The 25861-nt window shown below is 58.9% G+C and carries 24 protein-coding genes and 1 other RNA gene; 17 read left to right on the top strand and 8 right to left on the bottom strand.

Features of this window, described 5'->3' with window-relative positions; all coding sequences use genetic code 11:
- Positions 1-20 precede the first annotated feature (20 nt).
- Positions 21-728 (bottom strand): alpha/beta family hydrolase, encoded by a 708-nt coding sequence (locus tag HBN68_RS13280; RefSeq protein WP_169964293.1) that lies wholly within the window; start codon positions 726-728, stop codon positions 21-23.
- A gap of 73 nt (positions 729-801) precedes the next feature.
- Here HBN68_RS13280 and ccoN (HBN68_RS13285) point away from each other — a divergent pair, with 73 nt between their 5' ends.
- The 14 genes from ccoN (HBN68_RS13285) (at position 802) to hemN (ending at position 15036) form a co-directional block, all read left to right on the top strand.
- Complete coding sequence (gene ccoN, locus HBN68_RS13285) at positions 802-2226, top strand: cytochrome-c oxidase, cbb3-type subunit I (protein WP_047275220.1); 1425 nt, start codon at positions 802-804, stop codon at positions 2224-2226.
- 10 nt (positions 2227-2236) lie between these two features.
- Positions 2237-2845 carry a cytochrome-c oxidase, cbb3-type subunit II gene (gene ccoO, locus HBN68_RS13290; protein ID WP_094994537.1) on the top strand — a complete coding sequence of 203 codons (609 nt, stop codon included), beginning with the start codon at positions 2237-2239 and terminating at the stop codon, positions 2843-2845.
- 15 nt (positions 2846-2860) lie between these two features.
- Positions 2861-3052: a cbb3-type cytochrome c oxidase subunit 3 gene (locus tag HBN68_RS13295; RefSeq protein WP_094994567.1), complete on the top strand. Its 192-nt coding sequence runs from the start codon at positions 2861-2863 to the stop codon at positions 3050-3052.
- The gene (gene ccoP, locus HBN68_RS13300) at positions 3049-3987 is read left to right on the top strand and encodes a cytochrome-c oxidase, cbb3-type subunit III (protein ID WP_094994538.1); all 939 of its coding nucleotides are present in this window, start codon (positions 3049-3051) and stop codon (positions 3985-3987) included. The genes HBN68_RS13295 and ccoP (HBN68_RS13300) overlap by 4 nt, the downstream gene beginning before the upstream one ends.
- Before the next feature lie 480 nt (positions 3988-4467).
- Entirely contained in the window at positions 4468-5910 is a 1443-nt protein-coding gene (gene ccoN, locus HBN68_RS13305) for a cytochrome-c oxidase, cbb3-type subunit I (RefSeq protein ID WP_094994539.1), read from the top strand.
- On the top strand, positions 5910-6518 hold the full coding sequence (ccoO, locus tag HBN68_RS13310; protein WP_047275230.1) for a cytochrome-c oxidase, cbb3-type subunit II: 609 nt from the start codon (positions 5910-5912) through the stop codon (positions 6516-6518). Before ccoN (HBN68_RS13305) ends, ccoO (HBN68_RS13310) begins: the two co-directional genes overlap by 1 nt.
- A 5-nt stretch (positions 6519-6523) precedes the next feature.
- Positions 6524-6715 carry a cbb3-type cytochrome c oxidase subunit 3 gene (locus tag HBN68_RS13315; RefSeq protein WP_080960189.1) on the top strand — a complete coding sequence of 64 codons (192 nt, stop codon included), beginning with the start codon at positions 6524-6526 and terminating at the stop codon, positions 6713-6715.
- Positions 6712-7689, top strand: coding sequence for a cytochrome-c oxidase, cbb3-type subunit III (gene ccoP, locus HBN68_RS13320; protein WP_094994540.1), 978 nt, complete (start codon positions 6712-6714; stop codon positions 7687-7689). The genes HBN68_RS13315 and ccoP (HBN68_RS13320) overlap by 4 nt, the downstream gene beginning before the upstream one ends.
- 328 nt (positions 7690-8017) lie before the next feature.
- A complete protein-coding gene (ccoG, locus tag HBN68_RS13325; protein ID WP_094994541.1) occupies positions 8018-9433 on the top strand; it encodes a cytochrome c oxidase accessory protein CcoG in 1416 nt (471 codons plus the stop codon).
- A 12-nt stretch (positions 9434-9445) separates the two neighbouring features.
- Positions 9446-9988 (top strand): FixH family protein, encoded by a 543-nt coding sequence (locus HBN68_RS13330; protein ID WP_094994542.1) that lies wholly within the window; start codon positions 9446-9448, stop codon positions 9986-9988.
- A 104-nt stretch (positions 9989-10092) separates the two neighbouring features.
- A complete protein-coding gene (locus HBN68_RS13335) occupies positions 10093-12543 on the top strand; it encodes a heavy metal translocating P-type ATPase (RefSeq protein ID WP_169964291.1) in 2451 nt (816 codons plus the stop codon).
- 20 nt (positions 12544-12563) lie between these two features.
- Entirely contained in the window at positions 12564-12794 is a 231-nt protein-coding gene (gene ccoS / locus HBN68_RS13340) for a cbb3-type cytochrome oxidase assembly protein CcoS (RefSeq protein ID WP_094994543.1), read from the top strand.
- The gene (locus HBN68_RS13345; protein WP_094994544.1) at positions 12787-13470 is read left to right on the top strand and encodes a sulfite exporter TauE/SafE family protein; all 684 of its coding nucleotides are present in this window, start codon (positions 12787-12789) and stop codon (positions 13468-13470) included. The genes ccoS and HBN68_RS13345 overlap by 8 nt, the downstream gene beginning before the upstream one ends.
- Before the next feature lie 183 nt (positions 13471-13653).
- A complete protein-coding gene (gene hemN, locus HBN68_RS13350; protein WP_094994545.1) occupies positions 13654-15036 on the top strand; it encodes an oxygen-independent coproporphyrinogen III oxidase in 1383 nt (460 codons plus the stop codon).
- On the opposite strand, the gene HBN68_RS13355 is transcribed toward hemN, so the two are convergent.
- Positions 15029-15499, bottom strand: a complete 471-nt coding sequence (locus HBN68_RS13355) for a hypothetical protein (RefSeq protein WP_262373512.1) — start codon at positions 15497-15499, stop codon at positions 15029-15031. The two genes, hemN and HBN68_RS13355, sit on opposite strands and share 8 nt — an antisense overlap.
- Before the next feature lie 158 nt (positions 15500-15657).
- Here HBN68_RS13355 and fnr point away from each other — a divergent pair, with 158 nt between their 5' ends.
- A complete protein-coding gene (fnr, locus tag HBN68_RS13360; protein ID WP_094994546.1) occupies positions 15658-16392 on the top strand; it encodes a fumarate/nitrate reduction transcriptional regulator Fnr in 735 nt (244 codons plus the stop codon).
- Between the two features lie 47 nt (positions 16393-16439).
- A complete protein-coding gene (locus HBN68_RS13365; protein WP_094994547.1) occupies positions 16440-16985 on the top strand; it encodes an adenine phosphoribosyltransferase in 546 nt (181 codons plus the stop codon).
- Between the two features lie 43 nt (positions 16986-17028).
- Here HBN68_RS13365 and recR read toward each other — a convergent pair whose 3' ends face one another.
- The 3 genes from recR to dnaX form a co-directional block, all read right to left on the bottom strand.
- Positions 17029-17631: a recombination mediator RecR gene (recR, locus tag HBN68_RS13370; RefSeq protein WP_047275252.1), complete on the bottom strand. Its 603-nt coding sequence runs from the start codon at positions 17629-17631 to the stop codon at positions 17029-17031.
- A gap of 151 nt (positions 17632-17782) precedes the next feature.
- Positions 17783-18121, bottom strand: coding sequence for a YbaB/EbfC family nucleoid-associated protein (locus tag HBN68_RS13375; protein ID WP_017527493.1), 339 nt, complete (start codon positions 18119-18121; stop codon positions 17783-17785).
- Positions 18122-18195: 74 nt separating this feature from the next.
- Positions 18196-20220 carry a DNA polymerase III subunit gamma/tau gene (gene dnaX, locus HBN68_RS13380; RefSeq protein ID WP_169964289.1) on the bottom strand — a complete coding sequence of 675 codons (2025 nt, stop codon included), beginning with the start codon at positions 20218-20220 and terminating at the stop codon, positions 18196-18198.
- Positions 20221-20361: 141 nt separating this feature from the next.
- Between dnaX and HBN68_RS13385 the strand changes: the two genes are divergently transcribed.
- A complete protein-coding gene (locus HBN68_RS13385) occupies positions 20362-21105 on the top strand; it encodes a transporter substrate-binding domain-containing protein (RefSeq protein WP_094994549.1) in 744 nt (247 codons plus the stop codon).
- Between the two features lie 4 nt (positions 21106-21109).
- Here HBN68_RS13385 and HBN68_RS13390 read toward each other — a convergent pair whose 3' ends face one another.
- The 3 genes from HBN68_RS13390 to ffs all read right to left on the bottom strand — a co-directional run bounded on the left by HBN68_RS13390 (position 21110) and on the right by ffs (position 25446).
- Positions 21110-22807: an EAL domain-containing protein gene (locus HBN68_RS13390; RefSeq protein ID WP_094994550.1), complete on the bottom strand. Its 1698-nt coding sequence runs from the start codon at positions 22805-22807 to the stop codon at positions 21110-21112.
- A 21-nt stretch (positions 22808-22828) separates the two neighbouring features.
- Positions 22829-24394 (bottom strand): PAS domain-containing methyl-accepting chemotaxis protein, encoded by a 1566-nt coding sequence (locus HBN68_RS13395; RefSeq protein ID WP_169964287.1) that lies wholly within the window; start codon positions 24392-24394, stop codon positions 22829-22831.
- A gap of 955 nt (positions 24395-25349) precedes the next feature.
- An RNA gene (gene ffs, locus HBN68_RS13400) (signal recognition particle sRNA small type) lies at positions 25350-25446 on the bottom strand.
- Positions 25447-25861 lie beyond the last annotated feature (415 nt).

A 25861-nucleotide genomic window follows, 5' to 3' on the forward strand; every position in this document is an offset into this window, starting at 1 on the left:
CCCTGCCTCGCTACCGGACGCTATCTCGCGTTGCCCGGTAGCGACCAGGCAGGTTTCAACCCGTGCGCAATCCTGTCTGCCGCAGCGTCCAAATGGTGCGCATGGGTGTACCCCGACGCCTTGAGCGGCTTCAAATCGTGATCCCCCGCTGCCAACCACATCACGTCAATACTCGGCGCCAGGGTGTAACCCTGCACTGTTTCACGATTGCCCAAGGCATCGCGCGCTCCTTGAACGATCAGGGTTGGGGTTTTCAGCTCGGCCAAATGCGCAACACGCGGCTTTTCGGGCTTGCCCGAAGCATAAAACGGGTAGCCCAGGCACACCAGCGCATCCGCGCCCAACTCATCGACCACCAGGCTTGCCATGCGTCCGCCCATGGACTTGCCACCGATGGCAATTGGCCCAGCGACATGCCGTCGCACCTCGCTAAAAACCTCACGCCAGCATTCGAGCAGTTTGGCCTGTGGATTGGGAGGCCTTTTGCCACCATCCAGCCTGCGTTGCGCCATGTAGGGGAACTCGAAGCGAAGGACGTTAACCCCGCGAACGGCAAGGCGCTCAGCCATTTCACTCATCCACTGACTGTCCATTGGCGCGCCCGCGCCATGGGCCAGGATCAGGGTCGTACAGCCACCGGTGGACGCGCCATTCCATAGCCAGCCCCGCGCCTGCACGCACTGCGCCCATTGATCCCCGTCAATACCGACATCACCCGCTACCCCCATGCTTGCCTCGCTTTTAGTCTGCCTATAACTCCAGGCGCGCGTTTGCACGCACCTGATCCGTGGATGGGGAACCATGAACACTTCTACAAGTACCGCCTACAACTACAAGGTGGTCCGCCAATTTGCCATTATGACGGTGGTTTGGGGCATCGTCGGTATGGGGCTCGGCGTTTTTCTCGCCGCGCAGTTGGTCTGGCCTGAACTTAACTTCAATTTGCCTTGGACCAGTTTCGGGCGCCTGCGCCCATTGCACACCAATGCCGTGATCTTCGCCTTCGGCGGTTGCGCACTGTTCGCATCGTCGTTCTATTCGGTGCAACGCACCTGCCAGGCGACCTTATTCGCGCCAAAAATCGCGGCGTTCACCTTCTGGGGTTGGCAGCTGGTAATTTTGCTGGCCGCGATCAGCCTGCCGCTGGGCTTCACCAGTTCCAAGGAATACGCCGAACTGGAATGGCCGATCGACATCTTGATCACCATTGTCTGGGTCGCCTACGCCATTGTTTTCTTCGGCACGATCATGAAGCGCAAGACCAAGCACATCTACGTGGGCAATTGGTTCTTCGGCGCGTTCATCGTCACCGTGGCGATTTTGCACATCGTCAACAACCTGGAAATCCCGGTCAGCTTCACCAAGTCCTACTCCCTCTACGGTGGCGCTACTGACGCCATGGTCCAGTGGTGGTACGGCCACAACGCTGTGGGCTTTTTCCTGACGGCAGGCTTCCTGGGGATGATGTACTACTTCGTGCCGAAGCAGGCCGAACGTCCGATCTACTCCTATCGCCTGTCCATCGTGCACTTCTGGGCGCTGATCACCCTGTACATCTGGGCCGGTCCGCACCACTTGCACTACACCGCACTGCCGGACTGGGCTCAGTCGCTGGGCATGGTGATGTCGCTGATTCTGCTGGCGCCAAGCTGGGGCGGCATGATCAACGGCATGATGACCTTGTCAGGGGCGTGGCATAAGTTGCGCAGCGACCCGATTCTGCGCTTCTTGGTGGTATCGCTGGCGTTCTACGGCATGTCGACCTTCGAAGGCCCGATGATGGCCATCAAGACCGTCAACGCCCTCTCCCACTACACCGACTGGACCATCGGCCACGTACACGCGGGTGCGCTGGGTTGGGTCGCCATGATCTCGATCGGCGCCCTGTACCACATGATCCCGAAAATCTTCGGTCGCCCGCAGATGTACAGCCTGGGCCTGATCAACGCCCACTTCTGGCTGGCAACCATCGGCACCGTGCTGTACATCGCGTCGATGTGGGTCAACGGCATCGCGCAAGGCCTGATGTGGCGCGCAGTCAACGAAGACGGCACGCTGACGTACTCCTTCGTCGAAACACTGGTGGCCAGCCACCCCGGGTTTGTCGTACGTCTGATCGGTGGTGCGATCTTCCTCAGCGGCATGTTGCTGATGGCTTACAACACTTGGCGCACCGTGCGTAACGCCGAGCCCGCTGAAGTCGTAGCCGCCGCGCAGATGGCCTGAGGAGTTCGCCATGAAACATGAAGTCGTAGAGAAGAACATTGGCCTGATGCTGTTGCTGATGATTCTGTGTGTGAGTGTCGGCGGTCTGACGCAGATCGTGCCGCTGTTTTTTGAAGACGTGACCAACACCCCGGTGGAGGGCATGAAGCCTTACACCGCGTTGCAACTGGAAGGCCGTGACATTTACATCCGCGAAGGCTGCGTGCAGTGCCACTCGCAGATGATTCGTCCGTTCCGTGCCGAGACCGAACGTTACGGTCACTACTCGGTAGCCGGTGAAAGCGTCTGGGATCACCCGTTCCTGTGGGGTTCCAAGCGTACCGGTCCGGACCTGGCCCGCGTCGGCGCCCGCTACTCCGATGACTGGCACCGTGCGCACTTGTACAACCCGCGCAACGTCGTGCCCGAGTCGAAGATGCCTGCCTATCCATGGCTGGTGGCCACACCGGTCGATGACAGCCATACCCGCAAGAAACTGGAAGTGATGCGCATGATGGGCGTGCCGTACACCGACGAAGACATCGCCGGTGCCAAGGATGCGGTCAAGGGCAAGACTGAAATGGACGCATTGGTGGCTTACTTGCAGGGCCTCGGCACTGCGATCAAGAGCAAGAGGTGAGCCATGGTCTTGGAGATGAGTAGTGGAATGATTCGCGGCCTGGGCACTGTCGTGGTGGCAGTGGCCTTTATTGGCCTGGCGCTGTGGGTATTCAGCCCGCGGCGCAAGTCGGAATTCGAAGACGCGACCTTACTGCCTTTCAAGGACGATCCAGAAGCCATCAAACACGTCGAGCAAGAACAAGCGTCTAGGAGTAACAAAGCATGACCACCTTCTGGAGTATCTATATCTGCGTGCTGACCATCGGCACGTTGATTGGCCTGACCTGGCTGCTGGTTGGTACGCGCAAGGGTGAAACCAAAGGCGAAACCGTCGAGACCATGGGCCATGCCTTTGATGGCATCGAGGAATACGACAACCCGCTGCCGCAATGGTGGTTCATGTTGTTCGTGGGCACACTGGTATTTGGCGTCGGCTACCTGATCCTCTACCCCGGCCTGGGCAACTGGAAAGGCCTGTTGCCTGGGTATGAAAACGGCTGGACCGGCGTCAACGAATGGCAAAAGGAAATGGACAAGGCAGATGCCAAGTTCGGCCCGATTTTCGCCAAGTACGCCGCCATGCCCGTTGAGCAAGTGGCTCAGGACCCGCAAGCCCTGAAAATGGGCGGTCGCCTGTTCGCGTCCAACTGCTCGGTGTGCCACGGTTCGGATGCCAAGGGTGCGTTCGGCTTCCCTAACCTGGCCGACAACTCATGGCGCTGGGGCGGCGATGCCGACACCATCAAGGCCACCATCATGGGCGGTCGTATAGCCGCCATGCCCGCCTGGGGCGAAGTGCTGGGCGAAGACGGGGTCAAGAACGTCGCCGCTTATGTGCGTCATGACCTGGCAGGCCTGCCGTTGCCGCAAGGCGCCACGGTGGATCTGGCCGCAGGCAAGCAAGCGTTCGACACCACGTGTGTGGCGTGCCACGGGGCCACCGGTAAAGGCACACCGATCATGGGTGCACCTGACCTGACCCAACCGGCCGCCTTCATCTACGGCACCAGCCTGGCTCAGTTGCAGCAAACCATTCGTCACGGCCGCCAGGGTCATATGCCGGCGCAGAACGAATTGTTGGGCAACGACAAGGTGCAACTGCTGGCCGCCTACGTGTTCAGCTTGTCCCACGGTAAGCAAGAGGAAAAATCAGCGGAATAATTTCCGGACATTTCCTGCCGCATCGTTTTGGTGCGGCAGTTCCCGCCTTCATGCGCGACCAAGTGTCGCACCCCCCAGCAGTCCCTCATTGCTCTCTCGCCATTCAGGACTAAGCTCTTAGTTCTGTGCTTCGGCGTGCGCCGGGTTCAGGTCAAGCGAAAAAAATCGGTCAGTTGAAGGGCAGTGTTTCTGGCCACACGGTTGGGTTTATAACGGCTATCGTCGATTGTGGTCTTCGCCATGATGTCGTCTTGCCTTAATCGCACCCGGTTTTGTCCGTCCCACCCCCCTTCGCTTGCGTGCTCCATGCGTTTGATTTTCGTCGTGCAATTTAACCCTACGACACGTGTGGAAAGGGCGCAGAATCAGCGTTGGAAAGCATTGACCGAGGTCATGCTGCGTTGCAATAACCCTACGCTTTATACATACTTGCGCCCGATTTTTACTCCTAATAAAACACCTAAACCGTGGAACCTTAGAATGAGCACAGCAATCAGTCCGACTGCTTATAACTATAAGGTAGTCCGCCAGTTCGCCATCATGACGGTGGTCTGGGGGATCCTTGGCATGGGGCTCGGGGTTTTCATCGCTTCACAACTTGTGTGGCCTGAATTGAACCTTGGCCTTGAGTGGACGACCTTCGGCCGTCTGCGTCCCTTGCACACCAACCTGGTGATTTTCGCCTTCGGTGGTTGTGCATTGTTCGCCACCTCTTATTACGTCGTGCAGCGCACCTGCCAAACGCGTCTGATCTCCGATGCCCTCGCCTCCTTTACCTTCTGGGGCTGGCAAGCGGTGATCGTCGGCGCCTTGATCACGTTGCCGCTGGGTTACACCACGACCAAAGAATACGCAGAGCTGGAATGGCCTTTGGCTATCCTGCTGGCCATCGTTTGGGTGGTCTACGGCATTGTGTTCTTCGGGACCATTACCAAGCGCAAAACCAAGCATATCTACGTGGGTAACTGGTTCTACGGTGCATTCATCATCGTAACGGCCATGCTGCACATCGTGAACCACGCCTCCCTGCCCGTGACGCTCTTCAAGTCCTACTCGGCTTACGCCGGTGCGACCGACGCCATGATCCAGTGGTGGTATGGCCACAATGCCGTGGGTTTCTTCCTGACCACCGGCTTTCTGGGGATGATGTATTACTTCGTTCCCAAGCAGGCCGAGCGCCCGATCTACTCGTACCGCCTGTCGATCGTGCATTTCTGGGCACTGATCACCCTGTACATCTGGGCCGGTCCGCACCACTTGCACTACACCGCACTGCCGGACTGGGCCCAGTCGCTGGGCATGGCCATGTCGATCATCCTGCTGGCACCGAGCTGGGGCGGCATGATCAACGGCATGATGACCCTGTCGGGCGCCTGGCATAAGCTGCGCACCGACCCGATCCTGCGCTTTTTGGTGGTATCGCTGGCGTTCTACGGCATGTCGACGTTCGAAGGCCCGATGATGGCCATCAAGACTGTCAACTCGCTGTCGCACTACACCGACTGGACCATCGGCCACGTTCACGCCGGCGCGTTGGGCTGGGTTGCGATGATCTCCATCGGCGCCCTGTACCACATGATTCCGCGCCTCTATGGGCAAAAGGCCATGTACAGCACCAGCCTGATCAACACCCACTTCTGGCTGGCAACGATCGGTACCGTGCTGTACATCGCGTCGATGTGGGTCAACGGCATCACCCAGGGCCTGATGTGGCGCGCCATCAACGACGACGGCACCCTCACCTACTCGTTCGTCGAAGCGCTGCAAGCCAGCCATCCGGGCTATATCGTTCGCGCCATCGGCGGTGCTTTCTTCGCCAGCGGCATGCTGTTCATGGCCTACAACGTGTTCCGCACGGTACGCGCCTCGAACCCGGTAGAAGCTGAAGCAGCCACCAAGATCGCTGTCGTTGGAGCCCACTGATGAAGCACGAAACAGTCGAGAAGAACATCGGCCTGATGGCCTTCTTCATGGTCATCGCCGTGAGCATTGGTGGTTTGACCCAAATCGTTCCGCTGTTCTTCCAGGACGTGACCAACACGCCCGTCGAAGGCATGAAGCCGCGCTCGGCACTTGAACTCGAAGGCCGCGACATCTACATCGCCAACGGTTGCGTTCAGTGCCACTCGCAAATGATCCGCCCGTTCCGTGCTGAAACCGAACGTTACGGCCATTATTCCGTCGCCGGAGAAAGCGTCTGGGACCACCCGTTCCTGTGGGGTTCCAAGCGCACCGGGCCGGACCTGGCCCGTGTCGGCGGCCGTTACTCCGATGACTGGCAACGTGCGCACTTGTACAACCCGCGCAACGTGGTGCCGGAATCGGTCATGCCCGCGTATCCGTTCCTCGTGGAGCGCAAGCTGGACGGCAAGGACACCGCGAAAAAAATGGAAGTCTTGCGCACGCTCGGCGTCCCTTACACCGACGAAGACATCGCCGGTGCCAAGGATGCAGTGAAGGGCAAAACCGAAATGGACGCACTGGTGGCATACCTCCAGGGCTTGGGCACCATCATCAAAAGCAAACGGTGATCTAGATGGATATCGGGATGATTCGTGGCCTGGGCACTGTCGTCGTGATGGTGGCTTTTATCGGTTTGGCGCTGTGGGTGTTCAGCCCGCGCCGCAAGTCGGAGTTTGAAGACGCAACCCTGTTGCCGTTCAAGGATGATCCCGAAGCCATCAAGCACGTCGAGCAAGAGCAAGCTTCTAGGAGTAACAAAGAATGACTACGTTCTGGAGTCTGTACGTCACAGTCCTCACTCTGGGTACCATCTTCGCCTTGACCTGGTTGTTGCTGGCCACCCGCAAGGGGCAACGCAGCGAACAGACTGACGAGACAGTTGGGCACTCTTACGACGGGATTGAAGAGTACGACAACCCGATGCCGAAATGGTGGTTCATGCTGTTTGTGGGCACCGTGATTTTTGCCTTGGGCTATCTGGTGCTGTACCCGGGTCTGGGTAACTGGAAAGGCCTGTTGCCGGGTTACCAGTACCTCGACCTGCAAAAGGAAACGCCGTTTGCCAATGGTCAGACAGGCTGGACAGGGGTTCACGAGTGGGAAAAGGAAATGGCCAAATCGGATGCCAAATTTGGTCCGATCTTCGCCAAATTCGCTGCCATGCCCATTGAGGAAGTCGCTAAAGATCCGCAAGCACTGAAAATGGGCGGCCGTTTGTTCGCGTCCAACTGCTCGGTGTGCCACGGTTCCGATGCCAAGGGTGCATACGGCTTCCCTAACCTGACCGACGCCGACTGGCGCTGGGGCGGTAGCCCGCAAGAGATCAAGACCACCATCATGGATGGCCGCCACGCGATGATGCCGGGCTGGGCTGACATAATCGGCGAACAGGGCGTTAGCGACGTAGCCGCTTACGTGCTGACCCAGCTGGACGGCCGCAAGCTGCCAGAAGGCGCCAAGGCTGATCCGGCCAAAGGCAAAGAGCTGTTCGCCACCAACTGTGCCGTGTGTCACGGCCCGGAAGGCAAAGGCAACCCGCTGATGGGCGCACCCAACCTGACTCACCCGGGCGCATTCATTTACGGTTCGAGCTTCGCGCAACTGCAGCAGACCATCCGTTACGGCCGTGAGGGCCAGATGCCTGCTCAAGCGGATCTGCAAGGGAACGACAAGGTTCACTTGCTGGCTGCTTACGTGTACAGCCTGTCCCACGGTGAAGACGCCAAGGCCGCTGAATAACCCAGTGGTTTGACCGCGTTGACAAAAAGCCCCGCCACCCAGTGTTGGCGGGGCTTTTTTACGCCATGAGAAACTGCACGTAACGCAATGAAACCGCTCTGGCCAAGCGTGCTACGGGCTTTGCGGCCTGCAGCCAAACACTGAAGTCAATTGATCTGTGTCATGACTTGTTACAACTGCTATACCAAGTTCTGTTTTTTCGGAACGCGACCAAAGGTCGCACCCTTGAGCTAGAGTCACAGGCGTATCATTGCGCCACTGCAACACCTTCTGACTGCGGCCGGCACGCACTGGTCGCGGCATTTTTCCACTGCCGTGGGACGCACTAATGAGCAATCAGATTCCAGTACACGATGTAACGCCACCTGCCAAGAAGGCACCTGAAAGCGTCAACCTCTATGCTGCCCGGGAAAAGATCTACACCCGCGCATTCACCGGTTTGTTCCGCAATTTGCGAATGGTCGGGGGGGCTGTGCTGTTTTTGCTGTACTTCGGCACTGTCTGGCTCAACTGGGGCGGCCATCAGGCTGTCTGGTGGAACCTTCCGGAACGTAAATTCTTCATTTTTGGCGCCACCTTCTGGCCACAGGATTTCATCCTGCTGTCGGGCCTGCTGATCGTCGCCGCCTTCGGCCTGTTCTTCATTACTGTGTACGCCGGGCGTGTGTGGTGTGGCTATACCTGCCCGCAGAGCGTGTGGACCTGGGTTTTCATGTGGTGCGAAAAAGTCACCGAAGGTGACCGCAACCAGCGCATCAAACTCGACAAAGCGCCGATGAGCGCCAACAAGTTCGTGCGCAAGCTCAGCAAGCACAGCCTGTGGCTGCTGATCGGCTTTGTCACCGGCATGACCTTTGTCGGCTACTTCTCCCCCATTCGCGAGCTGGTGATCGATTTCTTCACCGGCCAGGCCGATGGCTGGGCGTATTTCTGGGTCGGCTTCTTTACCCTCGCCACCTACGGCAATGCCGGGTGGCTGCGCGAACAAGTGTGCATTTACATGTGCCCGTATGCGCGGTTCCAGAGCGTGATGTTCGACAAGGACACACTGATCGTGTCCTACGACCCGCGTCGCGGTGAAGTCCGCGGCCCGCGCAAGAAAGATGCGGACTACAAGGCGCAAGGGCTGGGTGACTGTATCGACTGCACCATGTGCGTACAGGTGTGCCCGACGGGGATCGACATCCGTGACGGCCTGCAGATCGAGTGCATCGGCTGCGCGGCCTGTATCGACGCCTGTGACAGCATCATGGACAAGATGAACTACCCGCGCGGCCTCATCAGCTACACCACCGAACACAACTTGTCCGGGCAAAAAACCCACAAGCTGCGCCCTCGCCTGATCGGGTATGCGCTGGTGCTGCTGACGATGATGGGCTTGCTCGCCGCCGCCTTCTTTACCCGCAGCCTGGTCGGGTTTGATGTCAGCAAAGACCGCGTGCTGTACCGCGAAAACGCTGAGGGCCGGATTGAAAACGTGTACAGCCTGAAGATCATGAACAAGGACCAGCACGACCATACCTACGTGCTCGACGCCACGGGCCTGCCGGACCTGAAACTGCAAGGCAAACGCGAGATCAAGGTAGCCGCCGGCGATATCGTCAGCATGCCGGTCGAGCTGTCGATTGCCCCCGAAGCGCTGCCGTCCAGCACCAATGAGGTGTATTTCATTCTCAAGGACGCGGACAACAGCGACATCAACGTTAAAGCCAAGAGCCGCTTCATCGGCCCCCAAATCAGATAAGAGAGCCTTGCCATGCCAGCACCAAAACCCTACAGCCCGTGGTACAAGCATCTGTGGCCGTGGATCATCATTGCCATTCTGGCTTGTTCGGTGACGCTCACGCTGTCGATGGTCACCATTGCGGTGAACAACCCCGACCACCTGGTCAATGACAACTACTACGAGGCGGGCAAAGGCATCAACCGCTCGCTCGACCGCGAGCTGTTGGGCCAGAACCTCAACCTTAAGGCGACGTTGCACCTGGATGGCATGACCGGTGAAGTGGTGCTGCTGCTTGAGGGCAACAGCCACCCGAAAACCTTAGAACTGAGCCTGATTTCGCCAACCCAGCCTGAAAAAGACCGCAAGGTGTTGCTGACCCAGAGCGAGTCGGAACCGCGCCGTTACATCGGCCAGCTGGATGACAAGGTTGAAGGTCGTCGCTTCGTCGAACTGCTGGGCGTCGAAGACGGTAAGACCTGGCGCCTGTTTGAGGAAGAAGAAGTCGGTCACGACAAAGACCTGTTGTTGGGTGACGAACCCCTGCAAGGCGCTGAAGACCACTCCAAACAGTAAACACATTGCCCGCAGGGCCGTCGTCACAGGGATACGCGAACCCTGCACCGTCGGCCTTGCGGGCAATGATGTATGTTCAGCGCACAGCCTCGCGACAGACCGCCATGACCACTCCCGTTCCCTGCTATCACTGCGCCCTGCCCGTTCCGCCTGGCAGTCGATTCACTGCAATCGTTCTCGGTGAGACCCGCGAGTTTTGCTGCCCCGGCTGCCAGGCCGTGGCAGAAGCCATCGTCGCTGGCGGCCTGGAAAGTTATTACCAGCACCGCAGCGAAGCCTCTGCCAACCCTGAAGCGCTACCCGTGCAACTGGTGGAAGAGCTGGCCCTGTATGACCGTCCCGACGTGCAACAGCCTTTTGTGCGACACGAAGGGGAACAGGCAGAAACCACTTTGTTGATTGAAGGCATCAGTTGCGCGGCTTGTGGCTGGTTGATTGAAAAACACCTGCGCCGCCTGCCGGCGGTCAGCGAAGCACGCCTGAACCTGTCCAATCACCGCCTGCATGTGCGCTGGGCCGACAGCCAACTGCCCCTCAGTGAAGTGCTGAGCGAACTGCGTCACATCGGCTATGCGGCCCACCCGTATCAGGCCGACCGCGCTACCGAGCAACTGGCCAGTGAAAACCGCCTGGCCTTGCGCCAATTGGGCGTCGCCGGATTGCTGTGGTTTCAGGCCATGATGGCTACCATGGCAACTTGGCCCGAATTCAACATCGACCTCAGCCCCGAGATGCACACTATCCTGCGCTGGGTCGCACTGTTTCTGACCACCCCCATTGTGTTTTACAGCTGCGCGCCGTTTTTCAAAGGCGCCATGCGTGACCTGCGTACTCGGCACCTGACCATGGATGTGTCGGTATCTCTGGCCATCGGCGGTGCCTACATCGCCGGTATCTGGACTGCCATTACCGGCATCGGCGAACTGTATTTCGATGCAGTGGGCATGTTTGCGCTGTTCCTGCTGGCCGGGCGCTACCTCGAACGTCGCGCCCGGGAGCGCACCGCCGCCGCGACCGCGCAACTGGTTAATCTGCTGCCCGCCTCGTGCCTGCGCCTGAGCAGTGACGGGCAAAGCGAGCGCATCCTGCTGACTGAACTCAAGGTCGGGGACAAGGTACTGGTGCACCCCGGTTCGATCTTGCCGGCCGATGGCAAGATCCTCGACGGGCAATCGAGTATCGACGAATCACTGCTGACCGGCGAATACCTGCCCCAGCCTCGCAGTCCCGGCGACGCGGTTACGGCAGGCACGCTGAACGTCGAAGGCGCCCTGACCCTCGAAGTACTGGCCTTGGGCCAGGACACGCGCCTGTCGGCCATCGTCCGCTTGCTCGACCGCGCGCAAAGCGAAAAACCGCGCCTGGCCGAAATTGCCGACAAGGCCGCGCAATGGTTTTTGCTGTTCTCGTTACTCGCAGCGGCTGCCATCGGGGTGTTGTGGTGGCAGCTAGACCCCTCCCGCGCATTCTGGATTGTGCTGGCCATGCTGGTAGCAACCTGCCCGTGTGCCCTCTCGCTGGCCACCCCCACCGCCCTCACAGCGGCCACCGGCACTTTGCACAAGTTGGGCCTGCTGCTGACCCGCGGGCACGTGATCGAAGGGTTGAACCAAATTGACACGGTGATCTTCGACAAAACCGGAACCTTGACCGAAGGCCGTCTGGCGCTGCGGGCCATTCGCCCCCTGCGTGACCTGGACAGCGACCAATGCCTTGCGCTGGCCGCTGCGCTGGAAAACCGCTCTGAACACCCGATTGCCCGCGCATTCGGCCGCGCGCCACACGCCGCAGAAGACGTGCACAGCACGCCCGGCCTGGGCCTTGAAGGGCGCGTAGGTGTGCAGCGTTTGCGCATTGGCCAACCGGGGTTTGTCTGTGAGCTGAGCCAAGCGACCCTGCCGGACATGCCGCAGGAGCCGGGTCAATGGCTGCTGCTGGGGGACGCTCAGGGCCCGCTGGCTTGGTTCGTCCTTGATGACCGCCTGCGCGCTGACGCCCCTGCTCTGCTGGCGGCCTGCAAGGCACGGGGCTGGCGAACGCTGCTGCTGTCTGGCGATACCTCACCGATGGTCGACCGTGTGGCGGCCGAGCTGGGGATTGATGAAGCGCGGGGCGGCCTGCGCCCCGACGACAAATTGCACGTGTTGCAGCAGTTGCATGCCCAGGGCCGCAAAGTGTTGATGCTCGGTGACGGGGTCAACGACGTGCCGGTGCTGGCTGCTGCCGACATCAGCGTGGCCATGGGATCAGCAACCGATTTGGCCAAAACCAGCGCGGATGCCGTGCTGCTGTCCAATCGGCTGGATGCATTGGTGCAAGCGTTCAGCCTTGCCCGTCGCACGCGTCGGGTTATCATCGAAAACCTGTTGTGGGCAGGCCTGTACAACGGCCTGATGCTACCTTTTGCGGCGCTGGGCTGGATCACCCCCGTATGGGCCGCCGTGGGCATGTCCATCAGCTCACTGACCGTGGTCTTGAACGCCTTGCGCCTGACGCGCATGCCGAAGCAGGCCAGCCCGCAACCGACCCTAGACCCTCAGCCGATGCCGGTCTGAAACGGCCGTCCGGAGTTCATATGCCAGCACTTTACGTCATGATTCCCGCGGCCTTGCTGATTGTCGGGGTCGCCATTTACATCTTCTTTTGGGCGGTGGACAGCGGCCAGTACGACGATTTGGACAGCCCAGCCCACAGCATTCTGTTTGACGATCAGGACCCGCAACACACTGCCGCCGTCGACGAGGCCAAAGGCCTGCACCCGGACGCCTCCAAAGACGACGATCAAAAAGCGCCGCCCCATGCTTGAATTGGCGCCCCTGCTGGTTTCAGCCGTCATCCTCGGCCTGCTGGGCGGTGGCCATTGCCTGGGGATGTGCGGCGGATTAATGGGCGCGTTGACGCTGGCCATCCCAAAAGAACAACGCAGCCGACGCTTCAGGTTGCTGGTGGCCTACAACCTCGGTCGAATTCTCAGCTATGCCGCAGCCGGTTTATTGCTCGGGCTCGCGGGCTGGGCCGTGGCCAACAGCCCGGCGGCGCTGTTCATGCGCCTCCTGGCGGGGGTGCTGCTGATTTGCATGGGCTTGTACCTGGCGGGCTGGTGGAGCGGGCTGACCCGTATTGAAAGCCTGGGACGCGGCCTGTGGCGCCATATCCAGCCGATTGCGACGCGACTGTTACCGGTATCGAGCATGCCGCGCGCTTTACTGCTGGGCGCACTGTGGGGCTGGCTGCCGTGCGGGTTGGTATACAGCACCCTGATCTGGTCAGCCAGCCAGGGCAGCGCGACCGACAGCGCGCTGTTAATGCTCGCATTTGGCCTTGGTACGTGGCCGGTGTTGCTGGCCACAGGGCTTGCGGCCGAGCGCGTAACGGCGCTGCTGCGCAAACGCAGCGTGCGCATGACGGGCGGCGTGCTGGTAATCCTGTTCGGCATCTGGACCCTGCCCGGCCCCCATCAACACTGGCTGATGGGGCACTGAACCGGGCCGACCGAGGCCGCTCGCGACCCGCAATGGAAGCGTGCGCCTCTTACCCCTTCGCTGCCGCGTGCCTGGACCGCGACGGAAAACCTTGCAACCACAGCGCTTGATGCAAATCAAGATGCAGCAGTGACTCACCCCCTAGACTCGCGATTATTGCCAGCCATCCCGGGGGATACCCGCATGCTCGACGCCATTCGTTGGGACTCAGATTTAATTCGCCGTTACGACATGGCCGGACCGCGCTATACCTCGTATCCAACCGCCATGCAGTTCAACAGCCAGGTCAGCGCGTTTGACCTGCTGCACGCCTTGCGTGAAAGCCGCAAGGCGTTGCGCCCTCTGTCGTTGTATGTGCACGTGCCGTTCTGCGCGAACATTTGCTACTACTGCGCCTGCAACAAAGTCGTGACCAAAGACCGGGGTCGCGCTCAGCCGTATCTGCAACGCCTGGAGCAGGAAATCCAACAGATCGCCTGCCACCTCGACCCCAAGCAAAAGGTTGAACAACTGCACTTTGGCGGCGGTACCCCGACGTTCCTCAGCCATGACGAACTGCGCCAGTTAATGGGTAAGTTGCGCCAGCATTTCAACCTGCTGGACGATGACTCCGGCGACTACGGCATTGAGATCGACCCGCGCGAGGCCGACTGGTCGACCATGGGGCTGTTGCGCGAACTCGGGTTTAACCGGGTCAGTATCGGCCTACAGGACCTCGACCCGCAGGTACAACGCGCGGTGAATCGCCTGCAAAGCCTGGAAGAGACCCGCGCTGTGATTGACGCGGCGCGTACCCTGCAGTTTCGTTCGATCAATATCGACTTGATCTACGGCCTGCCCAAACAGACACCCGAGGCGTTCGCACGCACGGTCGAAGAGGTCATTAACCTGCAGCCGGATCGCTTGTCCGTGTTCAACTACGCGCACTTGCCTGAACGTTTCATGCCACAGCGCCGCATCAATGCAAGCGATTTGCCTTCACCCGCTGACAAGTTGCTGATGCTGCAACACACCATTGAGCAGTTGACCCAAGCCGGTTATCGCTACATCGGTATGGATCATTTCGCCCTGCCGGATGACGAACTGGCCATTGCGCAGGAAGAAGCCACCCTGCAACGCAACTTTCAGGGCTACACCACCCACGGTCATTGCGACCTGATCGGGCTCGGTGTTTCGGCCATCAGCCAGATCGGCGACCTGTACTGCCAGAACAATAGCGATCTGGCGCAGTACCAGAACACGCTGGCCAGTGCGCAGCTCGCCACCAGCCGGGGGTTGATCTGCAATCAGGATGACCGGATTCGCCGCGAAGTGATTCAGCAAATTATCTGCAACCTGCACCTGCCGTTTGCGCGCATCGAACAGGCGTTCAACATCGACTTCAGGGGCTATTTCGCGGCCCAGTGGCCAGCACTGGAAGAGATGGCGCAAGACGGCCTCATCGCACTGGACAGTGACCAGTTGACTGTTCTGCCCGCGGGGCGGTTATTGGTGCGCTCGGTGTGCATGGTGTTTGATGCCTACCTGGAACAGCAAAACCGCCAGCGCTATTCGCGGGTTATTTAGCGGCTAATGAAGCGGTCTTGAGCGCGTCATCGCCGCTCAAATCTTTCATGGCCTTGGCCAGGCTGGCGTTGAGCGTGATCAGACTGGCCGTCAAGCTGGAAATCTCGCCCTGCAACGCAGACGCTTGAGCCTTGGCCTGTTCCGGGCTCAGGCTGCTGTTGGTCAACACTTGTTGCAGTTGCTGCTGCTTCTCGGCGATCTGTTTTTTGACCTCGCGAATCATTTTCAGCAGCTTCTGAATGTTATCGGGCAAGCCGCTGTCTTCGATGTCGTTGTTATTAGCCTTTTGTGCACCGGCTGCTTTGAGGGCAGCGCCGGAAATAGTGACCGACACGCCTTCGGCTGGCGCAGCGGCATCTACTTCAAGTGTCGCGTTTTTATCGGCCGTTTTCGGGTTCTGTGCATTCTGCGCAGGCACCGCGATATGCAACATGCCACTTTGACCCAGGGTTACTCCACCCATCGACGACATCTTCCCTGCTCCCTTTATCAACGATAACTTTTATATCGGCCAAATCCTGCCTTCCTTGAGACCTACGCCCACAAAGGGTGCACTGGTCTGGATTCCCGTGCTGAGTTACCCTTGTAACTTATGTGTGTTTTCCCACAAGGATTAAAGAAATGTCTGAGCCAGTAAAACTGCGCGCTCATAACCAGGCTCACTGCAAGGATTGCAGTTTGGCGCCTCTGTGCTTACCACTTTCATTGAATCTGGAAGACATGGACGCGCTGGATGAGATCGTCAAGCGAGGCCGCCCCCTAAAAAAAGGTGAGTTCCTGTTTCGCCAGGGCGATACGTTTGGCTCGGTGTACGCAGTACGTTCTGGCGCGCTCAAGACATTCAGCTTGAGCGACAGCGGCGAAGAGCAAATCACGGGCTTCCACTTGCCCAGTGAACTGGTCGGCCTGTCCGGCATGGACACCGAAGCCTATCCGGTGTCGGCACAGGCGCTGGAAACCACTTCGGTGTGCGAGATTCCGTTTGAGCGTCTCGATGAACTGGCGCTGCAACTGCCTCAACTGCGTCGTCAATTGATGCGTGTGATGAGCCGCGAAATCCGCGACGATCAACAAATGATGCTCTTGCTGTCGAAAAAGACCGCCGATGAACGTATTGCCACGTTCCTGGTTAACCTGTCTGCCCGCTTCCGGGCTCGCGGGTTCTCGCCCAACCAATTCCGCCTGAGCATGTCACGCAACGAAATCGGCAACTACCTGGGCCTGGCCGTTGAAACGGTCTCGCGGGTGTTCACGCGCTTGCAGACTGACAAATTGCTGAGCGCCGAGGGCAAGGAAGTGCACATCCTTGATCCAATCAAGCTGTGCGCGCTGGCAGGCGGATCCCTGGAAGGCTAAAGCCGCTATACTGGCGCGCTTAATGCACGCCAGGACACTCCCACACCATGGTCTTCAACGACTTCTGCTTAAAATCGCTGATCCGCCCGGTCATTGACTTCCCCAAGCCGGGCGTGATTTTTCGCGACATCACCCCGCTGTATCAATCCCCCCGCGCCATGCGCGTGATTGCCGATTCGTTTATCGAACGCTACGTAGAAGCCGACTTCACCCACATTGGCGCCATGGATGCACGCGGGTTTCTGATCGGATCGGTGCTGGCTCACCAGCTCAATAAGCCCCTGATCCTGTTTCGCAAGCAGGGCAAACTGCCGGCGGATGTGATCGCTGAAGGCTATCAGACCGAATATGGCGAAGCGTTTCTCGAGGCGCACGCAGACAGCTTGTGCGAAGGCGATTCGTTGCTGATCGTGGATGACCTGATTGCCACAGGCGGCACATTGATTGCTGCCGCCAATCTGGCACGGCGCATGGGAGCAACAGTCTTTGAAGCGGCGGCCATTATTGACCTGCCAGAGTTGGGCGGCTCAAAGCGTCTGAATGACATCGGCATTTCGACCTTCAGCCTGACTGAGTTTTCACTGACCGAATAAAGCGTCGCCCTTGTTGCCATGATCGGCAGCAAGGGCAATTGCCTCACAGCGCGATAGGTTTGCGCCCGGCGAACGAATGCGCCAGCGTGCCGCCATCTACCAATTCAAGCTCGCCACCCAACGGTACACCGTGGGCGATGCGCGAGGCGATCAACCCTTTGCTGTGCAACAACTGGGCGATGTAATGCGCAGTGGCCTCGCCTTCGACCGTCGGGTTGGTGGCCAGGATGACTTCCGTGAAGGTGCCTTGCGATTCAATCCGCGCCATCAGCTGCGGAATGCCAATCGCCTCTGGCCCCAAGCCATCAAGCGGCGACAAATGCCCCTTGAGCACGAAGTAACGACCGCGATAACCCGTTTGCTCCACGGCATAGACGTCCATCGGGCCTTCCACCACACACAGCAGGGTGTCATCGCGACGCAGGTCCGCGCATTGCGGGCACAGATCGTCTTCGGTCAGGGTGCGGCACAACCGGCAATGCCCCACGCCTTCCATCGCCTGACTCAACGCCAGCGCCAGACGCGAGCCACCACTGCGGTCACGCTCCAGCAACTGCAGAGCCATGCGCTGCGCGGTCTTTTGGCCCACGCCCGGCAAAGTGCGCAAGGCATCAATCAGTTGGCGAATCAGGGGGCTAAAGCTCATAGGGAAAAGTCCGACAAAACAACGAGAGGCGGTTTATACCCGCCCGGTCAGGCAGCGTCAAATTCTCTCGCCACCCCCGCAGCCTGCGACAGCGACGACAAAAAGCGGACAAAAAAAAGCCGGGCGCGGAGCCCGGCTTTCCAAAAGCGCCTTAGAACGGCAGCTTCATGCCCGGTGGCAATTGCATGCCCGCGGTCACGCCGCTCATTTTGTCCTGGCTGTTGGCTTCGATCTTGCGAACTGCGTCGTTGACGGCCGCAGCGAACAAGTCTTCCAGCACTTCGCGGTCATCATCGCTCACGCCTTCCAACAAGCTTGGGTCAATGCTGACACGCTTGATGTCGTGACGCCCGGTCATGACCACGCTCACCATATCGCCACCCGCCTTGCCGGTGACTTCTGCGTTGGCCAGTTCTTCTTGCATCTTGGCCATCTTTTCCTGCATCTGCTGCGCCTGCTTCATCAGGCCGGCCATGCCACCTTTCATCATGGGAATCACCTCAAATAGTCTATGCACACGATGCCCATGGCCTTGGACCACGGGCTGAAATTTTTTATCCGCCGTTACACACCCTGGGGCTCGACCACGTCGACAGGTTCAATCGTATCGTCGCGCACGGATGCGTCGAACTGTTGAATCATTTGCTGGACCAACGGATCGCCATGGATCGACTCCTCCGCCAGACGCTGACGCTCGGCGCGCATGCGGGCGGCCGCTTGCGCCGGGGTTTCCTGCTCGGGCTTGATCAGCTCGATGGTGACTTTAAGCGTGCGTTGCAAGTACTGGTTCAGGGCATCGTTCAAGCGGCGCTGCTGGGTCGCGTTAAACAACGCACTGTGCGCCGGGTCCAGGTGCAGCAGCCACTCATCCCCTTCAGCCGAGATCAATGTGCAGTTGGCACCAATGCTCGCCGTCATCCCCGATACCGGTAAGTTGGGGAACATGTTCAGCCATTCAAGGGCCAGCCCTGTTGCCGGCATCGCGGCTGGCAACGGTTCAGGCTCCGGCGCGGGCTCATGCTCGGCAGCATGCTCACTGGCCAGTTCGTCCAGATAACTATAGGCCGCCGAGTCCATATCCGGCTCGATGTAATCTTCATCCAGCGGTGGCTCGTCATCGCGGCCCATGCCTGAAAGGGCCGCATCGACTTGCTCGGCGGTCGGCTCCGGGATCGCTGCGGACGTCCATTGCGGCGCGTCGGGCACAACGCTGTCCGGGGTAAACGGCATCGGTGGCAATGCTGGCGGCTCACTGACGGTGTCCAGCACCGGCTCGGGGGCAGGTTCCTGCTCGACCACCGGCACAGCAGGCTCATTCCACGGCAAATCGATTTCCGCAACCGCAGGCGCGGGGGCAGGCGTCGGTTGCGGAGCAACCTCCGGGGCAGGCACCACTAAGGGCTGCGGCGCCACCTCGGTGGTCGTCGCCACGGATTGAACGGAATCAACTGTGGCCTGGCTGATCCCCACGGGCTTTAGCGGCTGACTCGGTGCGTCCCCGGTGTCGGCAGGACGGAAAGCCAGCATGCGCAGCAGCACCATCTCAAAGCCGCCACGCGGGTCTGGCGCGAGGGGCAAATCACGGCGGCCAATCAGGCCCATCTGGTAATAAAACTGCACATCTTCGGCGGGCATCGCGTGCGCCAGCGCCAACACCCGATCCCGGTCGCCGTGGCCATTGTCTACGCCCTCAGGCAATGCCTGGGCAATCGCCACGCGGTGGAACACGTTGAGGATTTCCGACAGCACGCCACTCCAGTCCGGCCCCTGCTCGGCCAAATGACGCACGGCCTCAAGCAAGGCTTTGGCATCGCCCTGAATCAAGGCGTGGAGCAGATCAAATACCTGACCGTGGTCCAGCGTACCGAGCATGGCCCGCACATCCGCGGCCAGCACTTTACCTTCACCGAACGCAATCGCCTGATCGGTCAGGCTCATCGCATCGCGCATCGACCCATCGGCCGCACGGCCGAGCAGCCACAGCGCATCGTCTTCAAACGGAACGTTTTCGACACTCAGTACATGGCTCAAGTGTTCGACCACGCGCTCCGGGGTCATGTTCTTGAGCGAGAACTGCAGGCAGCGGGACAAGATGGTCGCCGGCAGCTTTTGCGGATCAGTCGTCGCCAGGATGAACTTGACGTAGGGCGGCGGCTCTTCAAGGGTTTTGAGCAGCGCATTGAACGAATGGCTGGAGAGCATGTGCACTTCGTCGATCAGGTAGACCTTGAAGCGCCCGCGGCTAGGCGCATACTGCACGTTATCGAGCAGCTCGCGGGTGTCTTCGACTTTGGTGCGGCTGGCCGCATCGATTTCGATCAGGTCGACAAAACGGCCTTCGTCGATTTCGCGGCACACCGAACACTCGCCACATGGGGTCGAGGTGATACCTGTTTCACAGTTCAGGCATTTGGCGATGATCCGCGCAATGGTGGTCTTGCCGACGCCACGGGTACCGGTGAAAAGGTAGGCGTGGTGCAAGCGCTGACTGTCCAGGGCGTTGATCAGAGCCTTGAGCACATGGGTCTGGCCGACCATTTCGCGGAACGAGCGCGGACGCCATTTACGTGCAAGAACCTGATAACTCATTGATAACCGTCGCGTCTAAAAAGCGGAAGGCGCTAATGCTAGCGGAGCAAGGCCAAAATTGCATCCGATGTGGCCGTCTAATCTGGCTATGCTGCTGCCTGACGGGCTATTTCTATCATTTTGGCCCCTGCCGGAGACCGTATGCGCTGGACCCACTGGATACTGCTACTGGCCGCATTACCCTGCCAGGCCCAACCGCCGCCCTTGCGCTTCGCCATCGTGGACAGTTGGGCAATGCCCATGGTGCGGCACGAGAATGGCCAGCCCACCGAAGGGATTCTCTTTGATGTGATGCAAAGCCTGGCACAGCACGTCGGACACCCGGCGCACTTTCAAGTACTGCCCCGTGCGCGGGTTCAGAGCGCCATGGACCATGGCGAAGTGGATGTGCGTTGCTTTGTCAGCCGTTCATGGGTCGGCCCGAACGCCGACCAATATTTGTGGAGCGAGCCCCTGATCCAGCAACGCGATGTCCTGGTGGGCACGCGTCAGCGCCCTGCCCCCGTCGATCTGCAGTCCCTGGAACGGCAATCGGTCGGCACTGTACTCAGCTACACCTACCCCTCACTGCAACCCTTGTTTGATGCGGGCAAATTGCAGCGCGATGACGCGCGCAGCCAGGATCAAGTGTTGCAAATGCTGATCATCGGACGCTTCAACTATGCGGTAAGCAATCAATGGGCAGTGGACTGGATTAACAAAGACCTCCAGCCGGCTGACCAACTGCACGCTGTGGCGCTGGTCCAGGAGCAACGGCTCGGCTGCATGGTGCGGGACGATCCGCAACTACCCACAGGAAAAATCCTCAACACCCTGTCTGCCATGCGCCAATCCGGGGAGATTGAGCGCATCATTTCTCGCTACACCGCGCCCACCCCGCTGTGACGGCTCAGGCGCAGGCTGGCTGCAACCACGCCCTTGGCGGCTCGAAACCCGCCACCCAGCTCGCCACCTCGCGAATCGGCATGGGCCGGGCAATGAAATAGCCCTGTGCCACTTCGCAGCCTAGCTCCATCAGCAAGCAACCCTGCGCTTCGCTCTCCAGCCCTTCGGCGATCACGTTGCGCCCGAACGCCCGCGCCAGCCCCACGACCGCCGTGGTCAGGGCCAAGTCATCCTGATCGTGGAGAATGTCACGCACGAATGATTTGTCGATCTTGATGGTCTCGGTCGGCAAGCGCTTGAGATAGCTCAGCGAGGAATAGCCTGTTCCGAAATCGTCCAGCGAAAAACGCACACCTAGTGCCTGACACGCTTTGAGGCATTGACTGACATGTTGCATGTTTTCAATGGCCGCCGACTCGATGATTTCGAGATCAAGCTTTTCGGGTGGCACGTCCGCATACCGTCCCAGCAACACCTTGAGGCGCGCCACGAAGTCCGACCGCTGAAAGTGCCGGGCCGCAATGTTGACACTGATCGACCAGTGCGCCCCAGCCCGCTGCCATTCGTGCATTTGCCGGATCGCCTGATCGATTACCCATTCCCCGATATCAATAATCAAGTCGGTCTGCTCGACCACCGGCAAAAAATCGCAGGGCTCCATCAGCCCTTTCTTCGGGTGATGCCAGCGCAACAAACCTTCAAAACCCAATACCTCGCCAGTACGCATGTTGACCTTGGGCTGGTAGTGCAAACACAGCTCACCCGCCGCCAACGCCTGACGGACCCGCTCGACCTGTTCGTGGGTGGCCTTGATCTCGCGCCCCTTGAGCACATCGAACACGTAATAGCGGTTGCGCCCGCTTTGCTTGGCCACGTACATGGCTTGATCGGCATGGCGCAATAATGTGTCGGCGTCTTCGTTGTCCAGCGGATACAGCGTGACACCAATACTGGCACACACACTGAGGCTGTTTTCACCCACCGTGTAGGGCCGGGAAATGGCTGTCAACACGCGCTGCATGGCCCCGTGCAGCTCGTCCGCATCCCGCACATGGCGCAGGATCAAAACAAACTCGTCCCCCGCCAGACGCGCGACGACATCATCGCCGCGCATGATGCTTTTCAAGCGTTTGGCCACCTCGATCAGCAGCAGGTCGCCACTGGCATGCCCGTAACCATCATTGACTGCCTTGAAGCCGTCCAGGTCGAGCATGCACACCGCCAACGGAATACCCTCGGCGCGCGAAGATGCAAGGGCCTGATTCAACAAGTCGGACAAGTAGGCGCGGTTCGGCAAACCGGTCAATACATCGTGACCCACTCGCCACTGCAGGGTGTGTAGCAACTGACGTTTTTCGCTGACATCAAAACGGATCGACAGGTATTTGCGCACTTGCCCCGTGGACTCATCCACCAGCGGCACCATGGTGCTGTCCACCCAGTAGACCGTGCCATCTTTGCCCCGGTTACAGATCTCGCCTTTCCAGACCTTCCCCCGGGCAATGGTGCGCCACATGCCCACAAAGAACTCGGGCGGGTGAAAGCCCGAGTTCAGTATGCGGTGATTGGCCCCCAGCAACTCTTCACGCGGGTAGCCCGACACGTCGCAGAATTGCTCGTTGACGTAGGTGATGCGCCCACTTAAATCGGTTTCAGAAAAGATCGCCGCAGCATCTACAGCTTTGCGGTACATATCGTCCATGATTCACTTCACGCCTTGCAATTACCGATTAAAACGATCCACCAAGGCCCGTAGCCCTGTAGAAATTCGCTTGAGTTCGCCACCACGTACGACTGCCGCATTGGCGTTTTGCGCGGTATTTTGCACGGTTTGAGCAACATTGTTGATTTGGCGTGAAACATCTTCGGCAACCGAGGACTGTTCTTGCGACGCAGCGGCCATCTGCTGGCTCATGTCAGTGATGCGTTCAACGGCCTGACGGATACCCTGCAGCGCTTCCTGCGCTTGCAGCACCTGACGGACACCCTGCTCGGCCTCCTTGATACCCAGACTGGCAATGTTGACGGCATCCTCGGCGCCCACTTGCAGGTTTTCGATGATGCCCTGGATCTGCTGGGTCGACTCCCGGGTTTTGCCCGCAAGAGCTCGAACTTCATCCGCCACCACGGCAAAACCGCGTCCTTGCTCACCTGCGCGCGCGGCCTCGATGGCGGCATTGAGCGCCAGCAGGTTGGTTTGATCGGCAATCGCCCGGATCATGCTGGCCGCCACCATGATTTCCTGGGTTTGCCCGGCAAGATTGCCCACCGCGCCGTTGATCTGGTTCACCGTGTTGGCCAGCAACTGAATGGCGTCACGGGTGGTGCCAGCCACCAAACTGCCCTCTTCAGCCAATTGGTTTGCGGTCTTCGCCTCAGCGGCCGTGTGTTGAACATGCATGGCCACTTCAGAAATCGATGCGGCCATTTCGGTCATGGCGGCAGCGGTCATGTCCGTTTCAGCACGCTGTTGCAACAAAGCGCTTTCGGTGTCGCTGGACAATTGGCTGGAGTCCGCCGCCGCTTCGGCCATTTGATTGGCCAGATCCAGCAGGCGGGTCAGTGCGGTTTTCAAGCGCGCCTCTTCGCTGATCAAAATCATGTGCACCCGAGCAACGGCACCATCGGCGTCGCTGTACACCCTGGCGCTGATCGGGTCCGAAAACGAATCTGCAGAAGCGTTGAGGATGTGCTGGAATTGCTGACCTACGCGGCTATGCCCCCAGATGCCCACACCGATAAACAACGCCGCCGTGAGGCTTTGCGCGGCCAGCGTCGGTAGCACATAAGCACTGGCAATCGACACGATGGCAGCGGTGACCGGCAATAACAGGACGCCCGTTGTTTGCGCGACACGGTGCAACGCCGGCACGGCAGGCTTGCCTTCACGCAGACGTGCATACAGTGCTTCAGCGCGGGAGACCTGTTCCCGGGTGGGCTTGACGCGGACCGACTCGTACCCGACCACACGTCCGCCTTCCAGAATCGGCGTTACATACGCGCTAACCCAGTAGTAGTTGCCGTTCTTGCAGCGGTTTTTGACGACGCCCATCCAGCTTTTCCCGGCCTTGAGATAGCGCCACATCAGTTCGAAAACCGATGCCGGCATATCCGGGTGTCGCACCAGGTTATGCGTACTGCCGATCAACTCATCCTGAGCAAAACCGCTCATGGCCGCGAATTCGGCATTGCAATACGTGATATGACTGTGGACATCCGTGGCCGATATCAGCCGTTGATGGTCTGGAAACGTTTGCTCGACACCGGTCACGGGAAGATTAATGCGCACAGTAAAACTCCACCTGTGGACAGCACGCCCACGCGTGCCATTGAAAACAGAAAAAACCCCAAGGCTCACCGCAAATACGCTTAAACCTGAATTAAGCAAACGTGCAACAGCACCCAATCTCCAACAACAGAGATGGGCTTAAAGAAGTTCACAAAGTGCGGCGATTCTACAAACTAATCACAACATTGCAAGTAAGACGACAACACAACAATCTTCTACACCGCAAAAAACACAACGTATCACATTGTTTTATCAGGTATTTTTAACAGCTCAAAAGAAACGAGCACGGCGCCGGGCCTTGTTCTGAGCCTTGCACGAATACCTCTCATCAACATTCAACTTTTCACCGCGTAACTGGCACACCCAAGCCTATACAACTTCATCAAACCAAAACGATAAAGGGGTCCCATTTTTAAGAATCATCCTAAAGACCTTTACGCATTAACGACTATTAATTGGAAAACATTAGCCGACTAAACAAGTCCACCTACATATAACCTACGGTTTAAGTCGGACAATAAGCAGGCGCTTTAACCCTCCTGCGTGAGCGCACATAAACGGCTTGAGTGTGTTCAATACAGGGCTTATTAGGAATCTAGACGAAGCAAAAACCAGTGACAGACAAATTCGAAATATGAAATCAGAGCAAGTGCACTAATTACTTAACCATCAGCACATATCCCGCTCACACCAACGCAGCATTCGCCCTCGCAAAGCGCAGAGGTGTGTACGACAGGCTTACGAGCGACGCTCAGGCAAGGCACATAAAGACGAGGAAAGGTCTTGGCAACACACGTGACGGGTGTCAGTGAGCATTCGCAGTGCTGTACTCAACGCTGCATAACCGAGCGCAGATACATTTTTTGCAGAGCATCACGCACGAAAAAACACACAGCAAGGCAAGAGGCGGCGCTATGGGCATGGAAAGAAAGCGGGGGATTTGAAATGGAGGCAACCCCACCAGCCACACCCCGGCACACAATGTTCCCGCTGTGGCTGCTTCCTTCCGGATCTGACCAGGTTCACGGGTAATCGTTGCGGGGGGCTTGGAGACCTCGCCATTCCTGACTTCTAGCGCTTTCTGCTCGTCGCACGACTATCAATCGGAGATCACATTCTATAGCGAGGCCTTTAGCCTTTGGGAGCGCTTTGGATCACCGTTTCGGATCACTTCTGGATCCCTTTTGGATCACTTGGCCACACCCCACCGGCCATTTTTTTGCAAAAAATGCGAGCCCCTATCCATCGAGCCGTCCCACTCGATCCCCCCCGGCACCCACCCCTCCTCGCCTGAAAAAACAGGGCCCCCCTCCCCGATCAAACACGATGCTCAGGCTTACTGCAGTGGTCTAATTTCCCCGGACACCTCGATAGGTGGAGAATGCATCTATCGAGGAGTTTTTCATGACTGGCAAACGCAGGACATTCGACGACAGCTTCAAGCTGCAGGTCGTAAAGATGATCAAG

It is taken from the genome of Pseudomonas sp. WS 5078 (genome assembly GCF_012985745.1).
GTDB classification, from domain to species: Bacteria; Pseudomonadota; Gammaproteobacteria; order Pseudomonadales; family Pseudomonadaceae; genus Aquipseudomonas; species Aquipseudomonas lundensis_A.

What these genes read in the sequence shown, in the direction of transcription:
- fnr (WP_094994546.1), top strand. Translation starts at nt 15,658, where the DNA reads ATGTCTGAGCCAGTAAAACTGCGCGCTCATAACCAGGCTCACTGCAAG.
- HBN68_RS13375 (WP_017527493.1), bottom strand. Translation starts at nt 18,121, where the DNA reads ATGATGAAAGGTGGCATGGCCGGCCTGATGAAGCAGGCGCAGCAGATG.
- HBN68_RS13295 (WP_094994567.1), top strand. Translation starts at nt 2,861, where the DNA reads ATGAGTAGTGGAATGATTCGCGGCCTGGGCACTGTCGTGGTGGCAGTG.
- HBN68_RS13355 (WP_262373512.1), bottom strand. Translation starts at nt 15,499, where the DNA reads ATGGGTGGAGTAACCCTGGGTCAAAGTGGCATGTTGCATATCGCGGTG.
- ccoN (WP_047275220.1), top strand. Translation starts at nt 802, where the DNA reads ATGAACACTTCTACAAGTACCGCCTACAACTACAAGGTGGTCCGCCAA.
- ccoO (WP_047275230.1), top strand. Translation starts at nt 5,910, where the DNA reads ATGAAGCACGAAACAGTCGAGAAGAACATCGGCCTGATGGCCTTCTTC.
- ccoP (WP_094994538.1), top strand. Translation starts at nt 3,049, where the DNA reads ATGACCACCTTCTGGAGTATCTATATCTGCGTGCTGACCATCGGCACG.
- HBN68_RS13330 (WP_094994542.1), top strand. Translation starts at nt 9,446, where the DNA reads ATGCCAGCACCAAAACCCTACAGCCCGTGGTACAAGCATCTGTGGCCG.
- HBN68_RS13315 (WP_080960189.1), top strand. Translation starts at nt 6,524, where the DNA reads ATGGATATCGGGATGATTCGTGGCCTGGGCACTGTCGTCGTGATGGTG.
- recR (WP_047275252.1), bottom strand. Translation starts at nt 17,631, where the DNA reads ATGAGCTTTAGCCCCCTGATTCGCCAACTGATTGATGCCTTGCGCACT.
- ccoN (WP_094994539.1), top strand. Translation starts at nt 4,468, where the DNA reads ATGAGCACAGCAATCAGTCCGACTGCTTATAACTATAAGGTAGTCCGC.
- ccoS (WP_094994543.1), top strand. Translation starts at nt 12,564, where the DNA reads ATGCCAGCACTTTACGTCATGATTCCCGCGGCCTTGCTGATTGTCGGG.
- HBN68_RS13365 (WP_094994547.1), top strand. Translation starts at nt 16,440, where the DNA reads ATGGTCTTCAACGACTTCTGCTTAAAATCGCTGATCCGCCCGGTCATT.
- HBN68_RS13345 (WP_094994544.1), top strand. Translation starts at nt 12,787, where the DNA reads ATGCTTGAATTGGCGCCCCTGCTGGTTTCAGCCGTCATCCTCGGCCTG.
- HBN68_RS13390 (WP_094994550.1), bottom strand. Translation starts at nt 22,807, where the DNA reads ATGGACGATATGTACCGCAAAGCTGTAGATGCTGCGGCGATCTTTTCT.
- ccoO (WP_094994537.1), top strand. Translation starts at nt 2,237, where the DNA reads ATGAAACATGAAGTCGTAGAGAAGAACATTGGCCTGATGCTGTTGCTG.
- ccoG (WP_094994541.1), top strand. Translation starts at nt 8,018, where the DNA reads ATGAGCAATCAGATTCCAGTACACGATGTAACGCCACCTGCCAAGAAG.
- HBN68_RS13385 (WP_094994549.1), top strand. Translation starts at nt 20,362, where the DNA reads ATGCGCTGGACCCACTGGATACTGCTACTGGCCGCATTACCCTGCCAG.
- dnaX (WP_169964289.1), bottom strand. Translation starts at nt 20,220, where the DNA reads ATGAGTTATCAGGTTCTTGCACGTAAATGGCGTCCGCGCTCGTTCCGC.
- hemN (WP_094994545.1), top strand. Translation starts at nt 13,654, where the DNA reads ATGCTCGACGCCATTCGTTGGGACTCAGATTTAATTCGCCGTTACGAC.
- HBN68_RS13280 (WP_169964293.1), bottom strand. Translation starts at nt 728, where the DNA reads ATGGGGGTAGCGGGTGATGTCGGTATTGACGGGGATCAATGGGCGCAG.
- ccoP (WP_094994540.1), top strand. Translation starts at nt 6,712, where the DNA reads ATGACTACGTTCTGGAGTCTGTACGTCACAGTCCTCACTCTGGGTACC.
- HBN68_RS13335 (WP_169964291.1), top strand. Translation starts at nt 10,093, where the DNA reads ATGACCACTCCCGTTCCCTGCTATCACTGCGCCCTGCCCGTTCCGCCT.